General features: G+C 58.0%; 17 protein-coding genes. 12 read left to right on the top strand and 5 right to left on the bottom strand.

Features of this window, described 5'->3' with window-relative positions; genetic code table 11:
* Positions 1-5: 5 nt before the first annotated feature.
* The 11 genes from miaB (at position 6) to gloA (ending at position 11,527) form a co-directional block, all read left to right on the top strand.
* Entirely contained in the window at positions 6-1,346 is a 1,341-nt protein-coding gene (gene miaB / locus ASE07_RS09865; RefSeq protein WP_057290651.1) for a tRNA (N6-isopentenyl adenosine(37)-C2)-methylthiotransferase MiaB, read from the top strand.
* Positions 1,347-1,455: 109 nt separating this feature from the next.
* Entirely contained in the window at positions 1,456-2,394 is a 939-nt protein-coding gene (locus ASE07_RS09870; RefSeq protein ID WP_082584059.1) for a PhoH family protein, read from the top strand.
* A complete protein-coding gene (gene ybeY / locus ASE07_RS09875; protein ID WP_057290652.1) occupies positions 2,378-2,836 on the top strand; it encodes an rRNA maturation RNase YbeY in 459 nt (152 codons plus the stop codon). The genes ASE07_RS09870 and ybeY overlap by 17 nt, the downstream gene beginning before the upstream one ends.
* Positions 2,837-2,963: 127 nt before the next feature.
* Complete coding sequence (locus tag ASE07_RS09880) at positions 2,964-3,851, top strand: HlyC/CorC family transporter (protein ID WP_057290653.1); 888 nt, start codon at positions 2,964-2,966, stop codon at positions 3,849-3,851.
* Positions 3,852-4,038: 187 nt separating this feature from the next.
* Entirely contained in the window at positions 4,039-5,616 is a 1,578-nt protein-coding gene (lnt, locus tag ASE07_RS09890) for an apolipoprotein N-acyltransferase (protein WP_057290655.1), read from the top strand.
* A gap of 64 nt (positions 5,617-5,680) precedes the next feature.
* Positions 5,681-6,592 (top strand): glycine--tRNA ligase subunit alpha, encoded by a 912-nt coding sequence (gene glyQ / locus ASE07_RS09895; protein ID WP_057290782.1) that lies wholly within the window; start codon positions 5,681-5,683, stop codon positions 6,590-6,592.
* Between the two features lie 113 nt (positions 6,593-6,705).
* Positions 6,706-8,790 (top strand): glycine--tRNA ligase subunit beta, encoded by a 2,085-nt coding sequence (gene glyS / locus ASE07_RS09900; RefSeq protein WP_057290656.1) that lies wholly within the window; start codon positions 6,706-6,708, stop codon positions 8,788-8,790.
* A 14-nt stretch (positions 8,791-8,804) separates the two neighbouring features.
* Positions 8,805-9,365 carry a D-glycero-beta-D-manno-heptose 1,7-bisphosphate 7-phosphatase gene (gene gmhB / locus ASE07_RS09905; protein WP_057290657.1) on the top strand — a complete coding sequence of 187 codons (561 nt, stop codon included), beginning with the start codon at positions 8,805-8,807 and terminating at the stop codon, positions 9,363-9,365.
* Positions 9,366-9,448: 83 nt separating this feature from the next.
* A complete protein-coding gene (locus tag ASE07_RS09910) occupies positions 9,449-10,234 on the top strand; it encodes a lysophospholipid acyltransferase family protein (RefSeq protein ID WP_057290658.1) in 786 nt (261 codons plus the stop codon).
* Complete coding sequence (locus tag ASE07_RS09915) at positions 10,206-11,132, top strand: M48 family metallopeptidase (protein ID WP_057290659.1); 927 nt, start codon at positions 10,206-10,208, stop codon at positions 11,130-11,132. Before ASE07_RS09910 ends, ASE07_RS09915 begins: the two co-directional genes overlap by 29 nt.
* An 11-nt stretch (positions 11,133-11,143) precedes the next feature.
* The gene (gloA, locus tag ASE07_RS09920; RefSeq protein ID WP_057290660.1) at positions 11,144-11,527 is read left to right on the top strand and encodes a lactoylglutathione lyase; all 384 of its coding nucleotides are present in this window, start codon (positions 11,144-11,146) and stop codon (positions 11,525-11,527) included.
* Between the two features lie 64 nt (positions 11,528-11,591).
* Here gloA and ASE07_RS09925 read toward each other — a convergent pair whose 3' ends face one another.
* The 5 genes from ASE07_RS09925 to ASE07_RS09945 all read right to left on the bottom strand — a co-directional run bounded on the left by ASE07_RS09925 (position 11,592) and on the right by ASE07_RS09945 (position 18,790).
* Positions 11,592-13,007, bottom strand: coding sequence for a sensor domain-containing protein (locus ASE07_RS09925; RefSeq protein ID WP_057290783.1), 1,416 nt, complete (start codon positions 13,005-13,007; stop codon positions 11,592-11,594).
* Between the two features lie 213 nt (positions 13,008-13,220).
* Entirely contained in the window at positions 13,221-14,000 is a 780-nt protein-coding gene (gene rsmA / locus ASE07_RS09930; RefSeq protein WP_057290661.1) for a 16S rRNA (adenine(1518)-N(6)/adenine(1519)-N(6))-dimethyltransferase RsmA, read from the bottom strand.
* Positions 14,001-14,057: 57 nt separating this feature from the next.
* A complete protein-coding gene (gene pdxA / locus ASE07_RS09935; protein ID WP_057290662.1) occupies positions 14,058-15,101 on the bottom strand; it encodes a 4-hydroxythreonine-4-phosphate dehydrogenase PdxA in 1,044 nt (347 codons plus the stop codon).
* 17 nt (positions 15,102-15,118) lie between these two features.
* The gene (locus ASE07_RS09940; protein ID WP_057290663.1) at positions 15,119-16,567 is read right to left on the bottom strand and encodes a peptidylprolyl isomerase; all 1,449 of its coding nucleotides are present in this window, start codon (positions 16,565-16,567) and stop codon (positions 15,119-15,121) included.
* A 24-nt stretch (positions 16,568-16,591) separates the two neighbouring features.
* On the bottom strand, positions 16,592-18,790 hold the full coding sequence (locus ASE07_RS09945; protein ID WP_057290664.1) for an LPS-assembly protein LptD: 2,199 nt from the start codon (positions 18,788-18,790) through the stop codon (positions 16,592-16,594).
* A gap of 1,223 nt (positions 18,791-20,013) precedes the next feature.
* Between ASE07_RS09945 and ltrA the strand changes: the two genes are divergently transcribed.
* Positions 20,014-21,714: a group II intron reverse transcriptase/maturase gene (gene ltrA, locus ASE07_RS09950; protein WP_057290665.1), complete on the top strand. Its 1,701-nt coding sequence runs from the start codon at positions 20,014-20,016 to the stop codon at positions 21,712-21,714.
* The last annotated feature ends 53 nt before the right edge of the window (positions 21,715-21,767 follow it).

Here is a 21,767-nt window from a genome sequence, read left to right on the forward strand (position 1 = left end):
CAGCCATGTCGAAAAAAGTCTTTATCAAAACCTTCGGCTGCCAGATGAACGAGTACGACTCGGACAAGATGGCAGACGTACTGAACGCCTCCGATGGCCTTGAGAAGGTGGAAACGCCGGAAGAAGCGGACGTCATCCTCCTGAACACTTGCTCGGTGCGCGAAAAGGCGCAGGAAAAGGTGTTTTCGGATCTTGGTCGCCTGCGTGAACTCAAGCAGGCGAAACCGGATCTGGTGATTGGTGTAGGCGGCTGTGTCGCTTCCCAGGAAGGTGAAGCGATCGTCAAGCGTGCGCCGTATGTCGACGTCGTGTTCGGACCACAGACCTTGCACCGCCTGCCGGAACTGATCAACCAGCGCCGCGCGACCGGTCGCTCGCAGGTTGATATCAGCTTCCCGGAAATCGAAAAGTTCGACCATCTTCCTCCCGCCAAGGTCGACGGCGCCACCGCATTCGTATCGATCATGGAAGGTTGCAGCAAATACTGCAGCTATTGCGTGGTGCCATACACCCGGGGCGAAGAAGTGTCGCGCCGTTTTGACGATGTGCTCACCGAAGTCGCCGGACTGGCGGCGCAGGGCGTCAAGGAAATTACCCTGCTCGGCCAGAACGTCAATGCCTATCGCGGCGCGATGGCTGATGGTGAAATTGCGGACTTTGCGCTGCTGATCGAATACGTTGCGGAGATTCCGGGCATCGAACGGATCCGCTTCGTGACCAGCCATCCGAAAGAATTTACCCAGCGCCTGATCGATACCTATGCGAAAGTGCCGAAGCTGGTCGATCACCTTTACCTGCCGGCACAGCATGGCTCCGATCGCATCCTGATGGCAATGAAGCGCGGCTACACCGTCCTCGAATACAAGTCGGTGATCCGCCGCCTGCGCGAAGTCCGGCCCAACATATCGGTGTCGAGCGATTTCATCGTCGGTTTTCCGGGAGAGACGGAAGCCGATTTCGACGCCTTGATGAAGCTGATCAACGATATCGGCTATGACACCAGCTTTAGTTTTGTCTTCAGCCCTCGCCCCGGCACACCGGCCGCAAACTTGCAGGATGAGACGCCTTACGAAGTCAAGCTGAAGCGTTTGCAGCACTTGCAGGCCACGGTCGAAGCCAATGTACGCAAAATCAGCCAGGCAATGGTCGGCAGCGTCCAGCGTATCCTGGTGGAAGGCCCGTCGAAGAAGGATCCGCAAGAACTCCAGGGCCGGACCGAAAATAACCGCGTGGTCAATTTCGCGGCGGGACCGCATCCGGAACGTCTGATCGGCCAGCTGGTTGACGTAGATATAGTGCAGGCTTTCCCGTATTCGTTACGCGGCGAACTTGTTATTAAACAGTGAATCTCAGCGACACCTATAACTCACTTTGACACTCAAAATTCCTGCTCATACTCAACAATTCATTCCCGAGCCGCTGGATAACAAGCGGCTCGCGCATCTATGCGGGCCGATGGACGAAAACCTTCGGCAAATCTCCGCCGCTCTGGATGTCACCATCTTCCGCCGAGGCGAAAAATTCATTATCAGCGGCAACAATTCGCCGCGCGCCGTGGAACTCCTCGAAAACTTTTACCAGATCGCTGAAAACCCGATTTCGGTAGAAGACGTGCAGCTTGCTCTGGTCGAGCAACGTGCGGTCAAACAGGAAGATGAAGAGAAGAAGGCTGCCGACGAACCCGACGATACCGAACTGGTTGCGCCTGCGCTAAAAACCCGCCGCAGTGACCTGCGTGGTCGTACGCCGCATCAGAACCAGTACCTCAAGGCCATCCTCGAGCATGACGTGACTTTTGGGGTAGGGCCCGCCGGTACCGGCAAGACCTACTTGGCCGTCGCCTGTGCCGTCGATGCGCTGGAACGTGATGCGGTCAAACGTATCGTGCTGACTCGTCCGGCAGTCGAAGCCGGTGAACGCCTTGGTTTTCTTCCAGGTGACCTGACACAGAAAGTCGATCCTTACCTGCGACCACTCTACGATGCACTGTACGATCTGCTCGGCTTCGACAAGACGCAGAAAATGTTCGAGAAGCAAGTCATCGAGATCGCACCGCTGGCCTATATGCGCGGCCGCACGCTGAACCATGCGTTCATCATTCTCGACGAGGCGCAAAACACTACGCCGGAGCAAATGAAGATGTTTCTCACGCGCATCGGTTTTGGCAGCAAGGCCGTGGTGACCGGCGACGTCACGCAGATCGACTTGCAGCGCACACAGAAAAGCGGACTGGTCGATGCGGTACAGATCCTCAAGAACGTCCGCGGTATTGCCTTTACTCACTTTACAAGCGCGGACGTTGTCCGTCATCCCCTGGTTGCCCGTATCGTCGATGCCTACGACGCTGTCAGCACACCGAGGAGCGCAATCGCAAGACATGTCGCAAAAAAATAAGCTGACGTTGTCTGTCCAGTATCCGGATACGCGACTCAAGGACCTGATTCCCCGCACAGACATCCGGCGCTGGGTGCAGGCTGCCTTGTTCGCGCCGGCCGAACTGACCATTCGCTTCGTGAATGCCGACGAAGGCCGCGTGCTGAACCGTGAATACCGGGGCAAGGATTACGCCACCAATGTGCTGACTTTCGCCTACACCGAGGATGAAGAAAGCGAAGTGACGCAAGCGGATATCATTCTTTGTACGGATGTGCTGCAGCGCGAAGCCGATGAGCAAAAGAAGTCGGTGCAAGCGCACACCGCGCACCTGGTGGTGCACGGTGTGCTGCATGCACAAGGTTACGACCATGAAACCGATGACGAGGCGACCGAAATGGAGCAGCTCGAAATAGAAATTCTGACAAGCCTCGGCGAAACCAATCCGTATGCGGAACAATAGAGCATTTTCGCCTAGACTGTACGAAACCAGCTCTAGATTTGGGACAAGTCCCGGCGGAAGCTTTTTTGAGTTTTTGACCACCCATTTGTTGTATCCTATACCCTCCTGAACTACGGCTACCCGCCATATGCAAGATCACCCTAGTGGTGCCAAATTCCTTGACACCAAACCACAGCGGTCACTGTTCGAACGCCTGACCGCGCTGATTTCCCCCGAGCCCGAAAACCGTGCGGAGTTACTCGAAATCCTGCACGACGCGCATGAGCGCAATCTCATCGACGCCGACGCCTTGTCGATGATCGAAGGGGTTTTTCAGGTATCCGATCTTTCCGCCCGCGACATCATGGTTCCGCGTCCGCAAATGGATGTGGTTGACCTGAGCAAGTCGATTGAAGAATGGATGCCTGCCGTGCTGGAAACCGCCCACTCGCGTTTTCCCGCGATTGATGGCGACCGCGACAAGGTCGTCGGCATCCTGCTGGCAAAGGACTTGCTGCGTTATTACGCCGAAGAATCCTTTGACGTGCGCGACATGCTGCGTCCCGCGATTTTTATTCCCGAGTCCAAACAACTGAATGTGCTGCTGCGCGATTTCCGTGCCAATCGCAATCATATGGCGATTGTCGTTGACGAATACGGTGGCGTGGCAGGACTGATTACCATCGAAGATGTGCTTGAGCAAATCGTCGGCGATATCGAAGACGAATACGACTTCGACGAAGAGGAAGACAATATTCTTCCTGTGAGCAACGGTTCGCGTGGCTTGCGCTGGCGCGTAAAGGCGCTGACGGAAATTGCACAGTTTAATGAAGCGCTGGGCTCATCGTTTTCCGATGATGATGTCGACACCATCGGCGGTCTGGTGGCCAACCATCTCGGCCGTGTGCCGCGCAAGGGCGATGTATTCGATATCGATCAGCTGCGCTTTGAAGTGCTGCGTGCGGATGCGCGTCAGGTCCACGTACTGCTGGTGGAAAAACTGCTCCCGGCCCAGCGTCCAGAGTCCATGTCTTGAACGTTGAAGGGCGCGGACTGTTCTCCCTGCTTTCTCATTGTGCATCGCCGCGTGAGGCCCGGCCTGCAAGCGCATGCACAGCGCAGCCACTGCATCGCCGGCATCATGCGGATTGCCCATGCGGCACGCGTGGCAGGCGCACTCTACGCAACCTGCAAGACTCATAACAACAACACACCCTGACTGCGTGAAACCCAGCCCATCCTTTCGCCCATCCTCGTATGCCGTCACACTCATCGCCCTTGTCGCAGGCGGTCTGAATGTGTTCGCCTTTGCGCCATTCCATCTGTGGCCACTGCAGATCCTGACGCTGGCATTGGTTTTCTGGATGGCCCTGCGCGAGTCCTCGCCTGCTCGTAGCGCATGGATAGGCTGGGCCTACAGCGCGGGTACGCTGATCACCGGCGTACATTGGCTTTACATCAGCATGCACCGTTATGGCGGGATGCCTGCATGGATGGCGGCGTTGGCCGTGGTACTGCTGTCAATGGCGCTCAGCGTATATGCCGGCATTGGTTTCGGCCTTGCCAACTGGTTGCGCCGTCGATGGTCGGCAACCACAGGTGTTACCGCGCTGATGCTGCTCCCTGCCATGTGGACCCTGGCCGAATGGTTGCGTGGCTGGATGTTGACGGGTTTCCCCTGGGTCAGTTCAGGCTACGCACATTCGGTGGGGCCGCTCGGTGGATTCGCGCCGCTGGTGGGCGTCTATGGACTGGCGCTGGGCTCGGCTCTGGTCGCGGGATGCATTGCCTTGCTGCCATGGAGACAAGGACCATTGGTGCTGGCCGCCGTTCTGCTCGTGCTCGGTTTTTCGCTTCGGCAAGTGGAATGGACAACACCGCATGGCGAGCCTATTTCTGTACGCCTGCTGCAAGGCAATGTGCCACAGGAAATGAAGTTTGCGCCTGAAGTATTGCAGTCAACCCTGTCGCTCTATCACGACATGATTTCAGCGCAACCGGCGAACCTGATTGCAACACCGGAAACGGCGCTTCCTTTACTGTCCAGCCGTCTTCCGCCGGATTACCTTGCTTCGCTGTCAACGTTCGCACGTGATACCGGCAGTCACGTGATTGTGGGCCTGCCCTTCAGCGATGGGCCAGGTCAATACGCGAACAGCGTGGTAGGACTCTCCCCTTTCTCGACTACATCGACCACATCGACCGTACCGACATATCGTTATGACAAGCACCATCTGGTGCCCTTTGGCGAATTCATTCCGCCTGGCTTCCGCTGGTTCGTCGACATGATGAACATTCCACTCGGCGATTTCGGTCGAGGCCAGCTATTGCAGGCACCGTTTGCCGTGCGTGATCAATGGGTCATGCCCAATATCTGTTACGAAGACCTGTTCGGCGAAGAGATCGCGGCACAGCTAGCGGCAGGCGGCATGTCGGGCAGGCCACAGCCGACCATCCTGCTTAATGTGTCAAACATCGCATGGTTTGGCGATTCGATTGCATTGCCCCAACACTTGCAGATTTCTCAATTGCGGTCGTTGGAAAGCGGCCGCCCGATGCTGCGCTCGACCAATACCGGCGTCACTGCGGTCATCAATCATAAGGGCGACGTCATTGCCCGCCTTGCGCCGTTCGAACGCGCGGTGCTGGCCGCCAATGTGCAGGGTTATGACGGCCTCACGCCCTACAGTCGTTTTGGCAATAGTCCTGTCATTGCAGCCACCATCCTGCTGATCGCCGCAGCGTTCTGGCGCCATCGTGGCGGACGCAAGAATGCGCCTGCTGCTGCCAAAACCCGCTAAAATCTACGGTTTGGCAATTTTCCCTCTTGGCCCCGGGCTGCTCGCACAGCCGGGCAACGATACGATGCTCACATTTCAACAAGTCATTCTCAAGCTGCAGGAGTATTGGGATGCGCAAGGTTGCGCGCTGCTCCAGCCCTACGACATGGAAGTCGGTGCCGGCACCTCGCACACCGCGACCTTCCTGCGCGCGATCGGACCGGAGCCCTGGCGTGCCGCCTATGTGCAGCCGTCGCGCCGCCCGAAGGACGGCCGCTATGGCGAGAACCCGAACCGCATGCAGCACTACTACCAATACCAGGTGGTGCTGAAGCCGGCACCGGAAAACATTCTCGACCTCTATCTCGGCTCGCTGCAAGCACTTGGCCTGGACCTGAAACAGAATGACGTGCGCTTTGTCGAGGATGACTGGGAAAACCCGACGCTTGGTGCCTGGGGCCTCGGATGGGAAGTCTGGCTCAACGGCATGGAAGTGACCCAGTTCACTTACTTCCAGCAGGTCGGCGGCCTCGACTGCAAGCCGGTGCTTGGCGAAATCACCTACGGTATCGAGCGCCTCGCGATGTACCTGCAGGGCGTTGAAAATGTCTACGACCTGGTATGGACAGAATGGGAAGAAAACGGCGTGACCAAGCGCCTCACCTACGGCGACGTGTTCCACCAGAATGAAGTCGAGCAGTCGACCTTCAACTTCGAACATTCCAATACCGAATTCCTGTTCTCGCTGTTCGGCAACTACGAATCCGAAGCCAAGCGCCTGCTGGAAGTGCCGCTCGCGCTGCCGGCGTATGAAATGATCCTGAAGGCGGCACATACGTTCAACCTGCTGGACGCGCGCGGTGCGATCTCCGTCACTGAACGTGCGGCGTATATCGGCCGTATCCGTAACCTGTCGCGCGCCGTCGCGCAGGCGTACTATGAGTCACGCGAGAAGCTGGGTTTCCCGATGTGCGGCGACGCGCGCAAGGCAGCCTGAGCCCAGGGTCCCGGGCCGCAAGCACCAGGCCTTAAGTTCCGAGCAGCTGGCACAAGGCCGGCCACCACCGTAAAGACAACCAGTCCCGGCACACGCCGGGACGACCGCAAAAAATGACACAAACACTGTTAGTCGAACTGCTTACCGAAGAACTTCCCCCAAAGGCGCTCGCCAAGCTGGGCGATGCATTTGCCAACGGTATTCTCAATGGCTTGAAGTCGCGCGATTTCGTCGAGGCCGATGCGGTTGCCACCGCTTACGCGACGCCGCGCCGCCTTGCGGTCACGGTCACCAGGGTACGCGCCACATCGCCGGACAAATCGATTCGCGAAAAGGTTTTGCCGGTGGCGGTCGCGCTCGACAAGGAAGGCAATCCCGCAGCGCCGCTGGCGAAGAAACTCGCTGCGCTCGGCTTCCCGGATCTCAAGGTCAGCGACCTGGAACGCGCTTCCGACGGCAAGGCGGAAAGCTTCTTTTATACCTACACCGCGCCTGGCTCGACGCTGCAGAATGGCCTGCAAACGGTGCTTGAGGAAACACTGGGCAAGCTGCCGATTCCCAAGCTGATGAGCTACCAGCGCCCGGACGGCAGCACCGTCCAGTTCGTGCGTCCGGCACACAAGCTGATCGCGCTGCATGGCGCCGACATTGTGCCGGTTAGCGCACTCGGCCTGAGCGCGGATCGCACCACGCTCGGCCATCGCTTCCTGTCGCAGGGCGAACTGAGCATCGCCGACGCGGAATCGTACGCCGCGACCTTGCAGGAAAAGGGCAAGACCATTCCCTCCGTCAGCGCGCGCAAGGAAAGAATCCGCGACGAACTGCTGGCGAAGGCCGGCGGCGACAAAGTACTGATGCCAGAATCGCTGGTCGATGAGGTCACCGCGCTGGTGGAATGGCCCGTTGTGTATGAATGCAGGTTCGAAGACACCTTCCTGTCGGTACCGCAGGAATGCCTGATCCTGACCATGCAGACCAACCAGAAATATTTCGCCCTGACCGATGCGGCCGGCAAGCTGCGTTCGCGTTTCCTGATCGTGTCCAACCTGGAAACAAGCGACCCGCAACACATCATCGGCGGCAATGAGCGCGTCGTGCGTCCGCGCCTGTCCGACGCCAAATTCTTCTTTGAGCAGGACAAGAAAAAGAAGCTGGCCGACCGCCTGCCGGGACTGGCCAATGTGGTCTATCACAACAAGCTGGGCACACAGGGACAGCGTACCGAGCGTGTCAAAACCCTGGCTGGCCGCATCGCAGCCATGCTGCAGGCCGACGTGGCGCTGGCCGAACGCGGCGCGCTGCTGGCCAAGGCGGACTTGCTGACCGACATGGTCGGCGAATTCCCCGAGTTGCAAGGCATCATGGGCACTTACTATGCGCGTCATGACGGTGAGCCGGACGAAGTCGCGCTCGCCGCATCGGAACACTATCAGCCGCGTTTTGCCGGCGACGCCCTGCCCTCCACCATGACAGGGACGGTGGTCGCGCTTGCCGACAAGCTGGAGACTCTGGTCGGCATCTGGGGCATCGGCCTGCAGCCGACCGGCGACAAGGACCCGTTTGCCTTGCGTCGCCACGCTCTCGGCGTGCTGCGCATGCTGGTCGAGAAACGCCTGCCGCTGTCGCTGAACACGCTGCTGCAGGATGCGGCCCAGCTGTTTGCCGGCAACGCGAACTTCAAGGATCCGACCGCTGAAGTCGCAGCCTTCATGCTGGATCGTCTGCGCGGCCTGCTGCGTGAGCGCGGCTATGCACAGAATGAAATCGAAGCGGTCGTCGCACAGAATCCGGACCGCCTGGACAACATCGTCGAGCGCCTGGATGCGGTCAAGGCCTTTGCCGCGCTGCCCGAAGCCGAGTCGCTTGCGGCAGCCAACAAGCGCATCACCAATATTCTCAAGAAGACCGACGGCGCCAACAAGGGCGTGCAGCAGGGACTGCTGAAGGAAGTCGCGGAAGAAGGCTTGTATTCGGCAATGACGCAGCTCAAGCCGCAGGTCGATGCCGCTTTTGCCAAGGGAGATTTCTCCGGCACGCTGAAGTCACTGGCGCAACTGCGCAACAACGTCGATGCCTTCTTCAATGACGTGATGGTCATGGCGGAAGACGAACAATTGCGCAACAACCGTCTCGCCCTGCTGTCGGACCTGCACGGCATGATGAACCAGGTGGCAGATATTTCGAAGCTGGCCGCTTAAGGCGGAGCAAACGCATGAAGCTCATCATTCTGGATCGTGACGGCGTCATCAACCATGACTCGGACGAATTCATCAAGTCGCCGGACGAATGGGTACCGATCCCCGGTTCGCTGGAAGCGATCGCCCGTCTGAACCAGGCGGGTTATCGGGTCGTCGTGGCGACCAACCAGTCCGGCATTGCGCGTGGCCTGTTCAACATCGTCACGCTCAATGCCATCCACCAGAAGCTTCATGCCGCGGCTCAGCAGGTGGGGGCCGATATCGATGCGATTTTCTTTTGCCCGCATGCCGCCGACGATCACTGCGATTGCCGCAAGCCGAAGCCCGGCATGTTGCAGGAAATCTCGCGGCGATTCGAAGTCAGCCTCAAGGGCGTACCGAACGTCGGTGATTCGCTGCGTGACCTGCAGGCGGGTTTCGTCGTCGGCTGCTCGCCGTATCTGGTACTGACCGGAAAAGGTGAAAAGACACGCGACAAGGGCGGTCTTCCCCCGGGAACGACTATCCATAACAACCTCGCCGCCGTCGTCGACCATCTGCTGAAAAGCCCGGCGGGTCTTCCCAGCGCGGCGTAAGCGGCTGCGGGTATTGCGCCAGGCCCGCCGCCACCCTTCTATAATCATTTTTTGCCGATGGCTCGGCTGTATCCGGAGATGTCATGTCCCACCCGATTCTTTTTCTGCGTTCGCTGATCTTCATGCTGCTGATGGCGATTGCCACGCTGATCTGGGCACCCATGTGCTTCGTGTTTGCGCCGCTGCCGTACAACCAGCGCTACTTCCTGACCGGCTTGTGGAACAAGTTTGTGATTAACGCCGCACGACTGGTATGCGGCATCCGGTATCAGATCAAGGGCGCTGAAAACCTGCCCGACTCGCCAGCCATCGTGCTGTCCAAGCACCAGTCCGCATGGGAAACGATTTTCCTGTTTTATGCATTGCCGCGGCCGCTGGTCTATGTGTTCAAGAAGGAGTTGTTGTACATCCCCTTCTTCGGCTGGGGACTGGCATTGCTGCGCATGATCCCGATCGACCGCAGCAAGACCAAGGACGCATTTGCGATGGTGGTCGAACAAGGCAAGAAGCGCCTTGCCAGCGGCCAGTGGATCATCATGTTCCCCGAAGGCACGCGCTCCTACGTCGGTTCACAAGGCAAATACAAGAGCGGCGGTGCGCGCCTCGCCATCGATACCGGCGTACCGGTGATCCCGATTGCCTTGAATGCGGGCGAGTGCTGGCCCAAAAATTCCTTCATCAAAAAACCTGGTTTGATCACGGTATCGATCGGCAAACCGATTCCCACCACCGGGCGGAATTCGAACGATGTCATTCAACAAGTTGAAAATTGGATAGAATCGGAGATGCGGGTGATTTCCTCGCCCGGAATTTATTCAAACAACAAGGTCCCAAATTCTCTTGAAGCTGCTACGCCAGACTCCGCCTGATCCCCAACAGCTCGCGCTGCAGCTCGACTTTTTTTCACCCGACACGCCTTCGTCGCAACCGCGTGTCGACCGGCCGGCACCGCAACATGTGCCGCCTACCGGCAACATCCCATCACGGGAAACGCCTGAACTTATCTCCCTGCCACCCGCATCCGGCCCCAAGGCGGCAACGCCAGGGCGACGCCGCGTGCAGGTTGGCGATTACCTTCTCGAATACCGACTGCAGCGCTCGAAGCGGCGCACCATCGGTTTTCTGATCGACGAGGATGGCTTGCGGATTACCGCGCCGAGATGGGTGCCGATCGCGGAAATCGAAAGCGCCATCCGCGAAAAGCAACGCTGGGTCCTGACCAAGCTCAGCGAGCGGCGTGAACGTTCCGCACGCCGGCTGCAGCCGCAGATGCAATGGTGCGACGGTGCAACCCTGCCCTACCTGGGCAACGACATCACGCTACGCATTCTTGCCACGCAGGCTGCCGGCGTTGCCTACGATGCGGATGCGCGCGAACTGACAGTCTGCCTGCCACCCGACGCGGGTGAACAACAGTTGAAAGACCGGGTCCAAGGATGGCTGCAGGCCGAGGCTAAACGCATCTTCGCGGAGCGCCTGCCTGTGTATGCAGAAAAACTGGGCGTGACGTATCAGTCGTTCGCGTTGTCGTCGGCAACCACGCAGTGGGGTTCCTGCACTGCCGAAGGCAGGATCCGACTCAATTGGCGGCTGATCCATTTTGGCCTGCCAATGATTGACTATGTCGTGGCGCATGAACTGTCGCACCTGCGCGAGATGAATCACAGCCCGCGCTTCTGGGCGACGGTGCAGTCCGTCTTTCCCGAGTTTCAGGCAGCAAAACGTGTCTTGCGTGACAGCGGACCGGAAAGCCTGCCAATTTTTTAAAAGGATTCAGTATGCGACTTCTTCACACCATGCTGCGGGTCGGCGACCTGCAACGCTCCATCGATTTTTATACCAAGGTGCTGGGCATGAGCCTGTTACGCACCACCGACCGCCCCGAGCAGAAATACACGCTCGCCTTCGTCGGCTACGGAAAGAACCCGGAACACGCCGAACTCGAACTGACCTATAACTATGGCGTCGACAAGTACGACCTCGGCACTGCCTACGGCCATATCGCGATCGAGGTCGACGATGCGTACAAGACCTGCGAAGCCGTCAAGGCACAGGGCGGCACGGTGACGCGCGAAGCAGGCCCGGTCAAAGGCGGCGACACGGTCATTGCCTTCGTGCAGGACCCCGACGGCTACAAGATCGAGTTCATCCAGCGTCATTGATTTCCTGCGTGAGATTTCCTGCGTGAGCACGTTCGGCCCACAGGCCCGGAACGGCTTGTATTCGCTAGCCTGCCTGACCAGGGGCAGGATTAGCGGCAGAATCGGAACACGAATGGTCCGAAATCTCTTTCCTGCGGGTGCCGTCAGGCTGCGACCACTTTGCGGCATACATGGCATTGTCTGCATGCTTGAGTAGCTGCTGCACTCTGTCGCCATGCTCGGGGTATTGCGCAATACCGATGCTGGGCGTCACCTCGACATGATACCCATCGAGATCGAAAGGCCGGTCGAAGGCGCCGCGGACTTTCTCGACGACCGACGTGATGTGCTCCTGCAGATGCACGCTTTCAAGGAGCACCACAAACTCGTCGCCGCCAATGCGGGCAACCGTGTCCGAATGCCGCACCGATTCCAGGAGGCGGCTTGCCACTTCCTGCAACAGCAAGTCGCCTGCGCTGTGGCCATACTCGTCGTTGATCCGCTTGAAGCCATTCAGGTCCAGAAAGAGCAGCGCCAGCTTGCCATGCTGTCGTTCCACCCGTGCGAGCGCGGATTCCAGGCGGTCATATAACAAGCCTCTGTTGGGCAGATTGGTCAGTATGTCGTGGTGTGCGGTGTGCTGCAAGCGCGCGTACAACTGCTTGCGCTCGATCGCAGTGGCAACCTGCGTGGAAACGAACTGCAGCAGTTCCTTTTCCCTTTCGGTGTAATGCACCCCACCTGCGTAGCTGGTTAAAACAAGGGCACCGATCGTGCCTCGCTGCGTATTCAGCGGAACGCCCAGAACGGACACCGCTTCCGCATCAACGAGCGCGTGTAATTCATGGGGAAAGGCATGCGGCAGGTCCGCCCTGAGCAGTCGCGACTGGCGGGTACGGATGATCTCTTCACAAAAGACCTCGATGGCCGACTGCCTGAGTGCAAGATCCTTGCTGTCGTATTCATCGACATGATAAGGAAAGCTGAGCCGCTGGTGCCTGTCATCGTGCAGTACCACGGAAAAATTCAGCGCAGGCAGCAGCTTGCCGATAATCTGATGAATCTGTCGGAACAGGCCGGGAAGGTCTTCCGCCACATGCGCGGCCTCGGAGATTTCGTACAGCGCGGCCTGCATCAGTTCGGCCTGCTTGCGCTCGGTGACGTCACGGGCAACAGCAATACGCAAGCGATCCGCTTCGGACCATCTTGCCGACCACATGATGTGCACCAACTGCCCGTCCTTGCGCACGTAACGATTCTCGAAATGCGGCATGGGCCGCCCCGACATGATGCTATTGGCAGCCTGCAACGTGCGGGCCCGGTCTTCAGGCGCGACAAACTCGATCATGTTCCGCCCTACCATTTCATCGGGCCTGTATCCAAAGATGCGTTCGCATGCGGCGCCAATGAATACAAAGTAGCCATCTGTGTCGACAACGCAGATGGCATCAAGCAGCATGTCGGTAAAACTTGCCAAAGTCGCAAAGTTCTTTGTATCCATGCGCGAGCCCATGATTTATTAAGGTGACAAAGCGCACTTGCCATTCCGGTGCAGAACGCCATAAGGCACGCGTGATTACGCTTAATTTAACATTGTCTACTCGTGAGCGCACATCCCGATACTGTTCAGTTCTTGCCTGCAAGCATGACGCGACGCAAGCCTCCGGCAGGTCGATGTAAACCGGCTTCAACCCGAAGGTGTTCCTGCTTGTCTTTAGTCTTTCTTGCCGAGGCGATTGGCCAACGCGACAAATTGTTCCAGCGGTACTGCCTCGGGCCGCGCCTGCGGATCGACACCGGCATCGACCAGATCGTTTTCGCTGAACATGCCGGCGACGCAGTTGCGGATGACTTTGCGGCGCTGTGAAAACGCCTTCGTCACGACCTGTTCCAGCGCGGTGACCTCACAGGGCAAGGGGTTCGTCACCGGAATCATGCGGACAATCGCGGAGTCCACCTGTGGCGGCGGATCGAAGGCCGTCGGCGGCACGACAAACAACAGGTCCATGTGATAGCGCCATTGCAGCATCACCGACAAGCGGCCATACGTCTTGCTGCCAGGTTCGGCCACCATGCGTTCGACGACTTCCTTTTGCAGCATGAAATGCTGGTCCTGCACCTGTGGGGCGATGTCGGCCAGATGGAACAGCAAAGGACTGGAGATATTGTAAGGAAGGTTGCCAACCACCCGCAGCTTGCGACCCGGCTCGGGCGTGATGGCTGCAAAGTCGAACTTCAGTGCGTCGCCTTCATGCACCTGCAAGCGTTGCGGATCGAAATTCTTGCGCAGCCGCGCGACGAGGTCACGATCGAGTTCGACCACATGCAGCTGCTTCAGCGATTCGAGCAACAAGCGGGTCATGGCCGCCAGTCCCGGGCCGATCTCGACCATGGTGTCGTCGGGCTGCGGATCAATTGCGCGAATGATGTCGTACAGCACGGCCTGATCGGTCAGGAAGTTCTGGCCGAAGCGTTTGCGAGGAATATGTTTCATGAATGGATAAGTTGTTTGCCTGGCTGGTGGCCTGGTGGGCATCAGCAAAGCCTGTGTTCAATGGCCTGACCGCGCCATGGCCGACGCCGACGCTGACGCGGCGGCCATGTCCGCCGCGACGCGGATCGCCACGACCATGCTGCCATGTTCCGCCCTGCCCAGTCCCGCAGCGGCGAGATCGAGTGCGGTGCCGTGGTCGACCGAGGTGCGAATGATGGGCAGGCCCAGGGTGATATTGACGCCGCGGCCAAAGCTGGCATGCTTCAGCACGGGCAAGCCCTGATCGTGGTACATGGCGAGTACGCAGTCGGCCTGTTCGAGATACTTGGGTTGAAACAGGGTATCGGCGGGATAAGGTCCGCTCGCCAGAATGCCCTTTGCACGCGCCGCTTCCAGTACGGGCGTAATGACGTCAATTTCTTCGCGCCCCAGATAACCGCCCTCGCCCGCATGCGGATTGAGTCCGGTAACGAGAATACGCGGTTGCGGCAAGCCGAATTTGCGCTGCAGGTCCGCGTGCACGATGTCCAGTGTACGCATCAGGCCATCAAACGTGATGGCTGCCGACACGTCCTTGAGCGGCAGGTGCGTGGTGGCGAGTGCAACCCGCATCAGCGGCTCGCCGCCGGCCAGCATCATCACAACCTGTGGCGTGCCGGTTTTTTCAGCAAGGTATTCGGTGTGGCCGGTAAAAGGCACGCCGGCATCGTTGATGACGCTCTTTTGCAATGGTGCCGTGACGACGGCATTGAAGCGACCTTCAAGCGCGCCTGTGATCGCCGCATCCAGCGTATGGAGCACCGCGTGGCCGTTACGTGGGTCGAGTCGCCCCGGCACTGCCGGTTCAGCGAGCGGACAATCGATGACCGCGATCTGGTCACGTGACAGACGTGGCAATCCGTTATTGGCCACTGCCATTGTCGACAGGGCGACCAGCCGGATGGCCGGATCAAGTTCGCCAGCGATCATCGACAACAACGCGGCGTCGCCGATCAGTACGCTGGTGACCTCGTCACGCAGTTCCCATGCGGCCCGGATCGAAATCTCGGGACCGATGCCCGCAGGCTCGCCGCAGGTAATGGCAATGGTTGGCCTGCTCATGGAGGGTCCGGGTCCGATCAGCGTGCGTCGTCGAAACGGTATTCGACGTAGGCACGGTCGCGCACCTGGCGCAACCAGTCCTGAGTCGCCTCTTCAAGCTTGCGTTCACGGATGGCCTGGCGCGCAATCAGGCGCTGACGTTCCTGGGACACATCGTCCTTCTTGCGCTCGACCACCTGGATCAGGTGGTAGCCGAACGGCGACTCGATCGGTTCGCTGACCTGCCCCGGTTGCAGCGCATCCATCGCGCGCTCGAATTCAGGTACGGTGTCGCCCGGATAGATCCAGCCGAGGTCGCCGCCACGGGAGGCTGACAAGTCGTTCGAGAACAGCTTTGCCAGGTCTTCGAACTTGGCTGCGTTGTTGTCGAGGCGCTGTTTGAGCTCAGTCAGCTTGCGCTTGGCGTCGGTCGGCGAAACGATCTGGTTGGTCTTGATCAGGATATGGCGCACATGGGTCTGCTGCACGGAAGCAGTACCCGGGCTCTTCATCACGCTGGCTTCACGCTCACCGCCAAACTTGACGACGTGGAAGCCGCTGTTGCTCCTGATGACGGGCGACACGTCGCCGGCTTTCATGTTGGCGATGGCTTCGACATACAGTTGCGGCAGGCGCTCCGGGGTGCGCCAGCCGAGGTCGCCGCCGGACAAGGCATCGGTGGAATCGGAATAGGTCGCGGCCAGCTTGGCAAAGTCGCCGCCGGTCTGCAACTGACGCTGCACTTCATCGGCCTTGCGGCGACGTTCGGCGATCTGTTCCGCGGTGGCATTTTCCGGAATGCGGATCAGGATATGCGCGACATTGAATTCCTTTTGTCCGGCGACGGTACCCTTTTCCGCTGCAAGGTAGTTATCAACCTCGGATTCGCTGATCTGGATCTTGTTGTCGACTTCGCGCTCGCGCAGGCGCTGCATCACGATGTCGTCACGGATGTCTTCACGGAAACGTGCGAAAGGCGTGCCATCCTTTTCAAGCTGTGTACGAAATTGCGAGAGCGTCATCTTGTTCTGCTCGGCGATGCGGGCAATCGCGCGATCAAGCATGGTGTCGTCGACCCGGATGCCGTATTCCTTGGCGAGCTGAAGCTGGGCGCGATCGACGATCATGCGCTCCAGCATCTGGCGCTGGAATTCCGCTTGCGGCGGCAAGGCGATGCCCTGGTTGCGCATGCGGCGCTCGACGAGACGCAGGCGCTCGACCAGTTCCTGGCGGGTGATCACTTCGTTATTGACGACCGCAATGATGGAATCGGCGAGGTAAATGCGTGGCGCGGCGGGTTGCGTAGCCGGTGCAGGCACGCCTGGTGCCATGCTTGGCGCAGGCGGCTGTGACGGCACCGGGCCGAGGCCAGGTTTGAACTGTGCGTGGGCCTGCAGCAGGAAGCCTGTGCCGCAAACGAGCACCGCCGCCAGTGCGATGCGTCGTACCGGATTCTTTGCGATTCGCTTAGTCTGGAATGTAGTCATGATGAAGGTGCTTCGTAAGGTGTCTTAAGGATTACCGGGCTGGTTGACCAGCTGGTAGCCGGGTATGTTTTCGCGCAGGGCGGTCAGCGGATTCGAACCAAGGCGCGTCAGGCCATTGAGTTCCAGCTGGAAAAAGAGCGACGACGTGGCATTCGATGCCGCGGTCGGGGTGCGCTGCCCGACGATACGGAATACCCAGCAATCGGCTTTATATTCCAGTCCGAGCAAGCCTTCCGCCACTTTATTATCGGGCAGCGAATAATTTACGCGTGAGACGCCGTACCAGCGATTGGCGAACGGCCACTGCGCGGAAACATCGATCTGCTCGAGGTTGTTGATGCGGTCGCGGCGATACTTCAGGTTCAGCACGCTCTTGGGCGCGGGCTGCCACTGAACGCCGTAGTTGGCGCGGCTGACCGAATCAAGAGTCTGGCTGTATTGGAGGTTGCCCTCGACACTGAAAGCCGATGTCAGGCGTCCGTAAGCGGACAACAGCAGATCGGACCGGCTTTCATTGCGCGTGGTGCCGAGCGTTACGCGTTGCTCATTGAAATAGAAGCGCTGGCCGATCGCCAGACGCATCCGCTCGGCGCCGGTCGGCTCGATGTAGCGCGAGATCAGCGCCGCAGTGATTTCATTGGCATCGCTGACGCGGTCGTTACCGACAAAGCGATTCTCGCTGAACAACTGGGCAAAACTGAGGTCGGCTTCAGCCGTATCGAAAATCGGAAACGCGCTTTGATCGCGATATGGCGTGTACACGTAGAACAGACGCGGCTCCAGCGTCTGCGTCATGGCGTTGCCGAAAAACTTTGCATCACGCTCAAACACCAGTCCGCTGTCCACCGACACGGTCGGCAGGTAGCGCGACAGCCGGTCCGGCGCTCCGGCAGGCTGATCGCGCAGGCTGTATTCGGTGCCATGCAGGGACAATTTGGGCGTAATGAAATAGCCGGGGCGGATAATCGGGTAGGAAATCCGCGGATTCACCAGGAAGCGCTCGCCGGTGATCAGGTCGGGATGATAGAAATGGGTCAGCTCCGTATCGACGTTCCAGTCGAACCCCGTGGCATCCTGCCTGCCCGTCTGCAAAGTCAGCTGTGGCAGGCGGTCATACGGGCGCACGATGGGCGCGGCCGGGTCCTGCAGTACCTGGAAATTCGATACGCGAGCCGCGGCCGTCCAGAAATTGCCGGCATAGGTCAATGCCATGTCGCGACCCAGCAGGCGCTGCGAACTAGCGGTCAGCGTCCGCGAAAAGTCGTCCGGATAGCGGTCATCCGAGGCGGCATTGATATTCCAGGCATAAGTCAGGCCGGGCGCAAGGTTCTGGGTATGCGTTGAAGAGATGGCATAACGGTCGGTGCCGGTCTGGCGGTCATGCGGCAGGTATTCGGCGCGTGTCTGGCCGAAATATCCATCCCCGAGGTAACGCGCTTCGGCTCCCAGCTGGAGGCCCCGCCGCGCATACAGCTTGGGATACAGCGTCAGGTCGCGGTTGGGAGCGATGTTGAAATAATAAGGCAGCGTGACTTCCAGTCCGCCCCGGTTGGTCGTGCCGATCGTTGGCGGCAGCACGCCGCTCTTGCGCTCCTTCGACAATGGGAAGGACATCGCCGGCGCGGCCAGAATGGGCAGGCCCTTGAAGTAGACGACGGTTTTCCTCGCATAGCCTTCCTCCCGCCCGGCATCCAGATTCATCGTGCTGGACTTCAGATACCAGTCAGGATCCGGGCCCTCGCAGGTACTGTAGGTACCATCGGTGACCGTGGCGCGGTCCTCTCCCTCGAAATCGATGCGTTCCGCGCCGCCCTGCGCATTGTTGCGCTGCAAATGGTAGGTGGGGTTCGTCACATACCCTTCCTGCGCTTCCATCTTCAGGCGCAGTTCATCTCCGGTATAGGTATCGCCGAAACGGCGCATCCTGATATTGCCGGAGGCTTCCACCTCGTCTTCCACGATGCGGTACGTCGCCGTATCCGAATTCACTGTTGTCGGGCCACGGATAATCTCGACGTCCTGTTCGAGAATCATTTCGCGGTCCGGACGACCGCTCATCTTTTCGGCACTGATCGTGGCCGGAGCGTTCTTGTCTTCCGCAGTCTGGCGGGGCGCAGGCCCGGTCTGGGCCGTTGCCAGCGACGGCACAACGGCCACCGTGACGGCGGCGGCCATTAGTCGAAGCAATAGTTGCGATGGTGGAAATGCGGAAAACCGGTTCATGAAAAGAAGGAGGGCGGCTGGGGCTTTTTTGGAATGAATCCCTTATTATATGGGAACTGTGCGACACGTCGTCGCGATCACCACTTCGTGGGAACAGTAGAAATGGTGCAGCAACAAGCACCTTTGAAACGCCATCTACACTGCAAGCCACTCGATAACTCTTTGATTCTTAGGAATTTTTAAGAGGGCAGCCTTGAGCAAAAATCGTGGGCTCTCTAATTGCGTCCAGCGCAAATAGTACTCCACGTCCGGCACAAAACCTTAAATATTTGCAATTTCGATACCGCAACGATCAGCTGGCTGACCGCCCGGTAGTGTTATTAGGAATTCATTTCGCTCAAAAAGCAGGTTAAGTGTTGCCTTAATACAACGAGAACTCGTAAACACCTAACCTACCGGTGCGCACTCGTTAAACAAACGTTCCGTACCCGGAGCGTGGAAGGCAAGTTACTCGTAGCTCCGGACATGGCTGCTGCATCACAAACAAGATCGCGCAACACTCTAAGATGCCTTGTCGTACCCGATCAGTGAAAGTCTTTCTCTGATTGATGCTGCGACCGAGTGTACGACCACTCGTTGCCTACTCGGGCATGCGTGACTGGTAACGGTCAGGTGTGAAGCCCCGACGACAATGTACCCCCGCCCCGGCGGCACATACCTTACGCAAGTAAGGTTGTGGACACTGTTAGCAGCAAGACGGTGAAGGGGCTAGGCAAATGCTGCATGGGTAACATATCGTGAACTGACGTTCGAACCCTCGTAAATATAAACAGGCCCAAGCTGCTTCTGGCCTGAACTAAACAGTATGTGATTGGTTATTCCTGTGGTTCCTGGGAATACGTCGTCATGTAATCACCGGGGGAGAGTCAGACCCTAAACAGCTAGTCACGATGTAGTCAATCGTGTCGACATCATAGGGAACGTGGTAAACCCGACTCGCCGCCAATCTAGTAGTTACCAAGTTGGCAAGTGACCCGCAAGGGAAGCCCACGGCGGAGCGGGTATGGGATGACGGAGAAAGCGAAAGCTGGGCTGTAATGGCCCAGATAGGGATTCCGAATTTGTCCCGACACGAAAGTGTGCAGACTTCCGTCTGGTGCAATAGTCGTCAAACGACTGTATAGGCAAAAACGTAGTTTTCACAATCACCCCGAAGGGATGTAGTCGATCCCTTCGGGGAGAGATTGCGTCCTCGGCGGATACCACTACCACGAGGTACAGCAATGGAAGTAATAACCAGCACTCTGGAAAATTCTGCGTCCTCGCGCATTCCCCTCGAATGGGCTGCCATTGACTGGCAACGCGTTCAGAAGAATGTGAGAGCCATGCAGATTCGCCTAGCGAAGGCAACGAAGGACAGCGACTGGCGTCGGGTGAAAGCCCTGCAACGGTGGCTGACCCGCTCGTTTAGCGCGCGAGCGCTAGCAGTTAAACGAGTGACCGAAAATCAAGGTAAGCGAACGGCCGGTGTGGACCAGTATCTTTGGGACACGCCACCACAAAAGTTCGCAGCAATTGCGGATTTAAAGAAGCGACGGTACCGACCCCTGCCTCTGCGTAGGGTTTACATCCCTAAGGCCAATGGGAAGGAACGCCCATTGGGTATCCCGACCATGAAGGACAGGTCCATGCAAGCGTTACATTTGCTGGCACTTGACCCGGTCTTAGAAAGCCTGAGCGACCCAAACTCGTACGGGTTTAGGAAAAATCGCTCTACAGCCGATGCAATGTCCCAAATCTTCCTACAGACTTGCCGGAAGACATCGGCGCAATGGGTGCTGGATGCGGATATTGAAGGCTTCTTTGATAACATCAATCATAAATGGTTACTTAGCCAAGTCCGTATGGACAAAGCAGTACTTCATAAGTGGTTGAGCTCTGGGGTAATTGACCGGAAGCAGTTGCTCGCTACCACAGCAGGAACACCGCAGGGTGGCATCATCAGCCCTGCATTAGCCAACTGGACGCTGAATGGATTGGAAACGGGTCTAATTTCACACCTTCGGACGAAATTTGGACCATCGAAACTAGCTAAATTGAAAGTCGGTGTGACTCGATACGCCGATGACTTCGTTGTGACAGGCGCTTCACAAGAGTTGCTGGAACGCGAAATCATGCCTTGGATTGCCACATTCTTGGCCGAGCGTGGGTTGCGGCTATCAACAGCCAAAACCAAGATCGTGCACATTGACGACGGTTTCGATTTCCTTGGGTGGAATTTCCGCAAATACAATGGAAAACTGCTCATCAAGCCTAGTAAGAAGAACGTGAAAGCGTTTTATGAAAAGCTAAGGAACACCATAAGCAACAGTCTCGGACTTACGCAGGCAACCTTAATTAACCTGTTGAATCCGATGCTACGCGGCTGGGCTCAATACCACAGCCCTGTAGTCGCTAAACAGGCGTTCTCTCGCTTAGAGTGGCTGCTATTTTGGCGGCTCATGCGGTGGGCGAAACGCCGACATCCAAATAAGAGCGTTGATTGGCTCCGCCAGAAATATTGGCGATCGGTTGGCGATCGGAACTGGGTGTTTGCGGCCGATGTGGAGGTTGATGGTACGAAAAATGCGATAGAACTATACTCGCTTGCTGGGACTACCATCCTGCGACATAAGAAAGTCAAAGGGACATACAACCCTTACGACTTACACGACGAAATGTATGGTGAAACTCTCCGTCAGGAACGCTTGTTGAAGAACATGCGGTATCGGAAGGAATGGGCAACGCTATACATTGCCCAGAGTGGCTTGTGCGCACACTGCGGCTTTGCGATGGATGTGGATACAGGGTGGCACGACCATCACGTCCAGCCAAGGGCTGCGGGGGGCTCCGATGCTCTCAGAAATCGCGTACTATTGCATCCAGAGTGCCATCAGCAGGTCCATCGCCTTGACATAAAAGTTACGAAACCGGTTCCTGTATAGGAACTTATATTGTGCTTGAGCCGTGTGCGGTGAAAGTCGCACGCACGGTTCTT

The organism is Noviherbaspirillum sp. Root189, from assembly GCF_001428545.1.
In the GTDB taxonomy this organism is placed as follows: domain Bacteria; phylum Pseudomonadota; class Gammaproteobacteria; order Burkholderiales; family Burkholderiaceae_D; genus Noviherbaspirillum.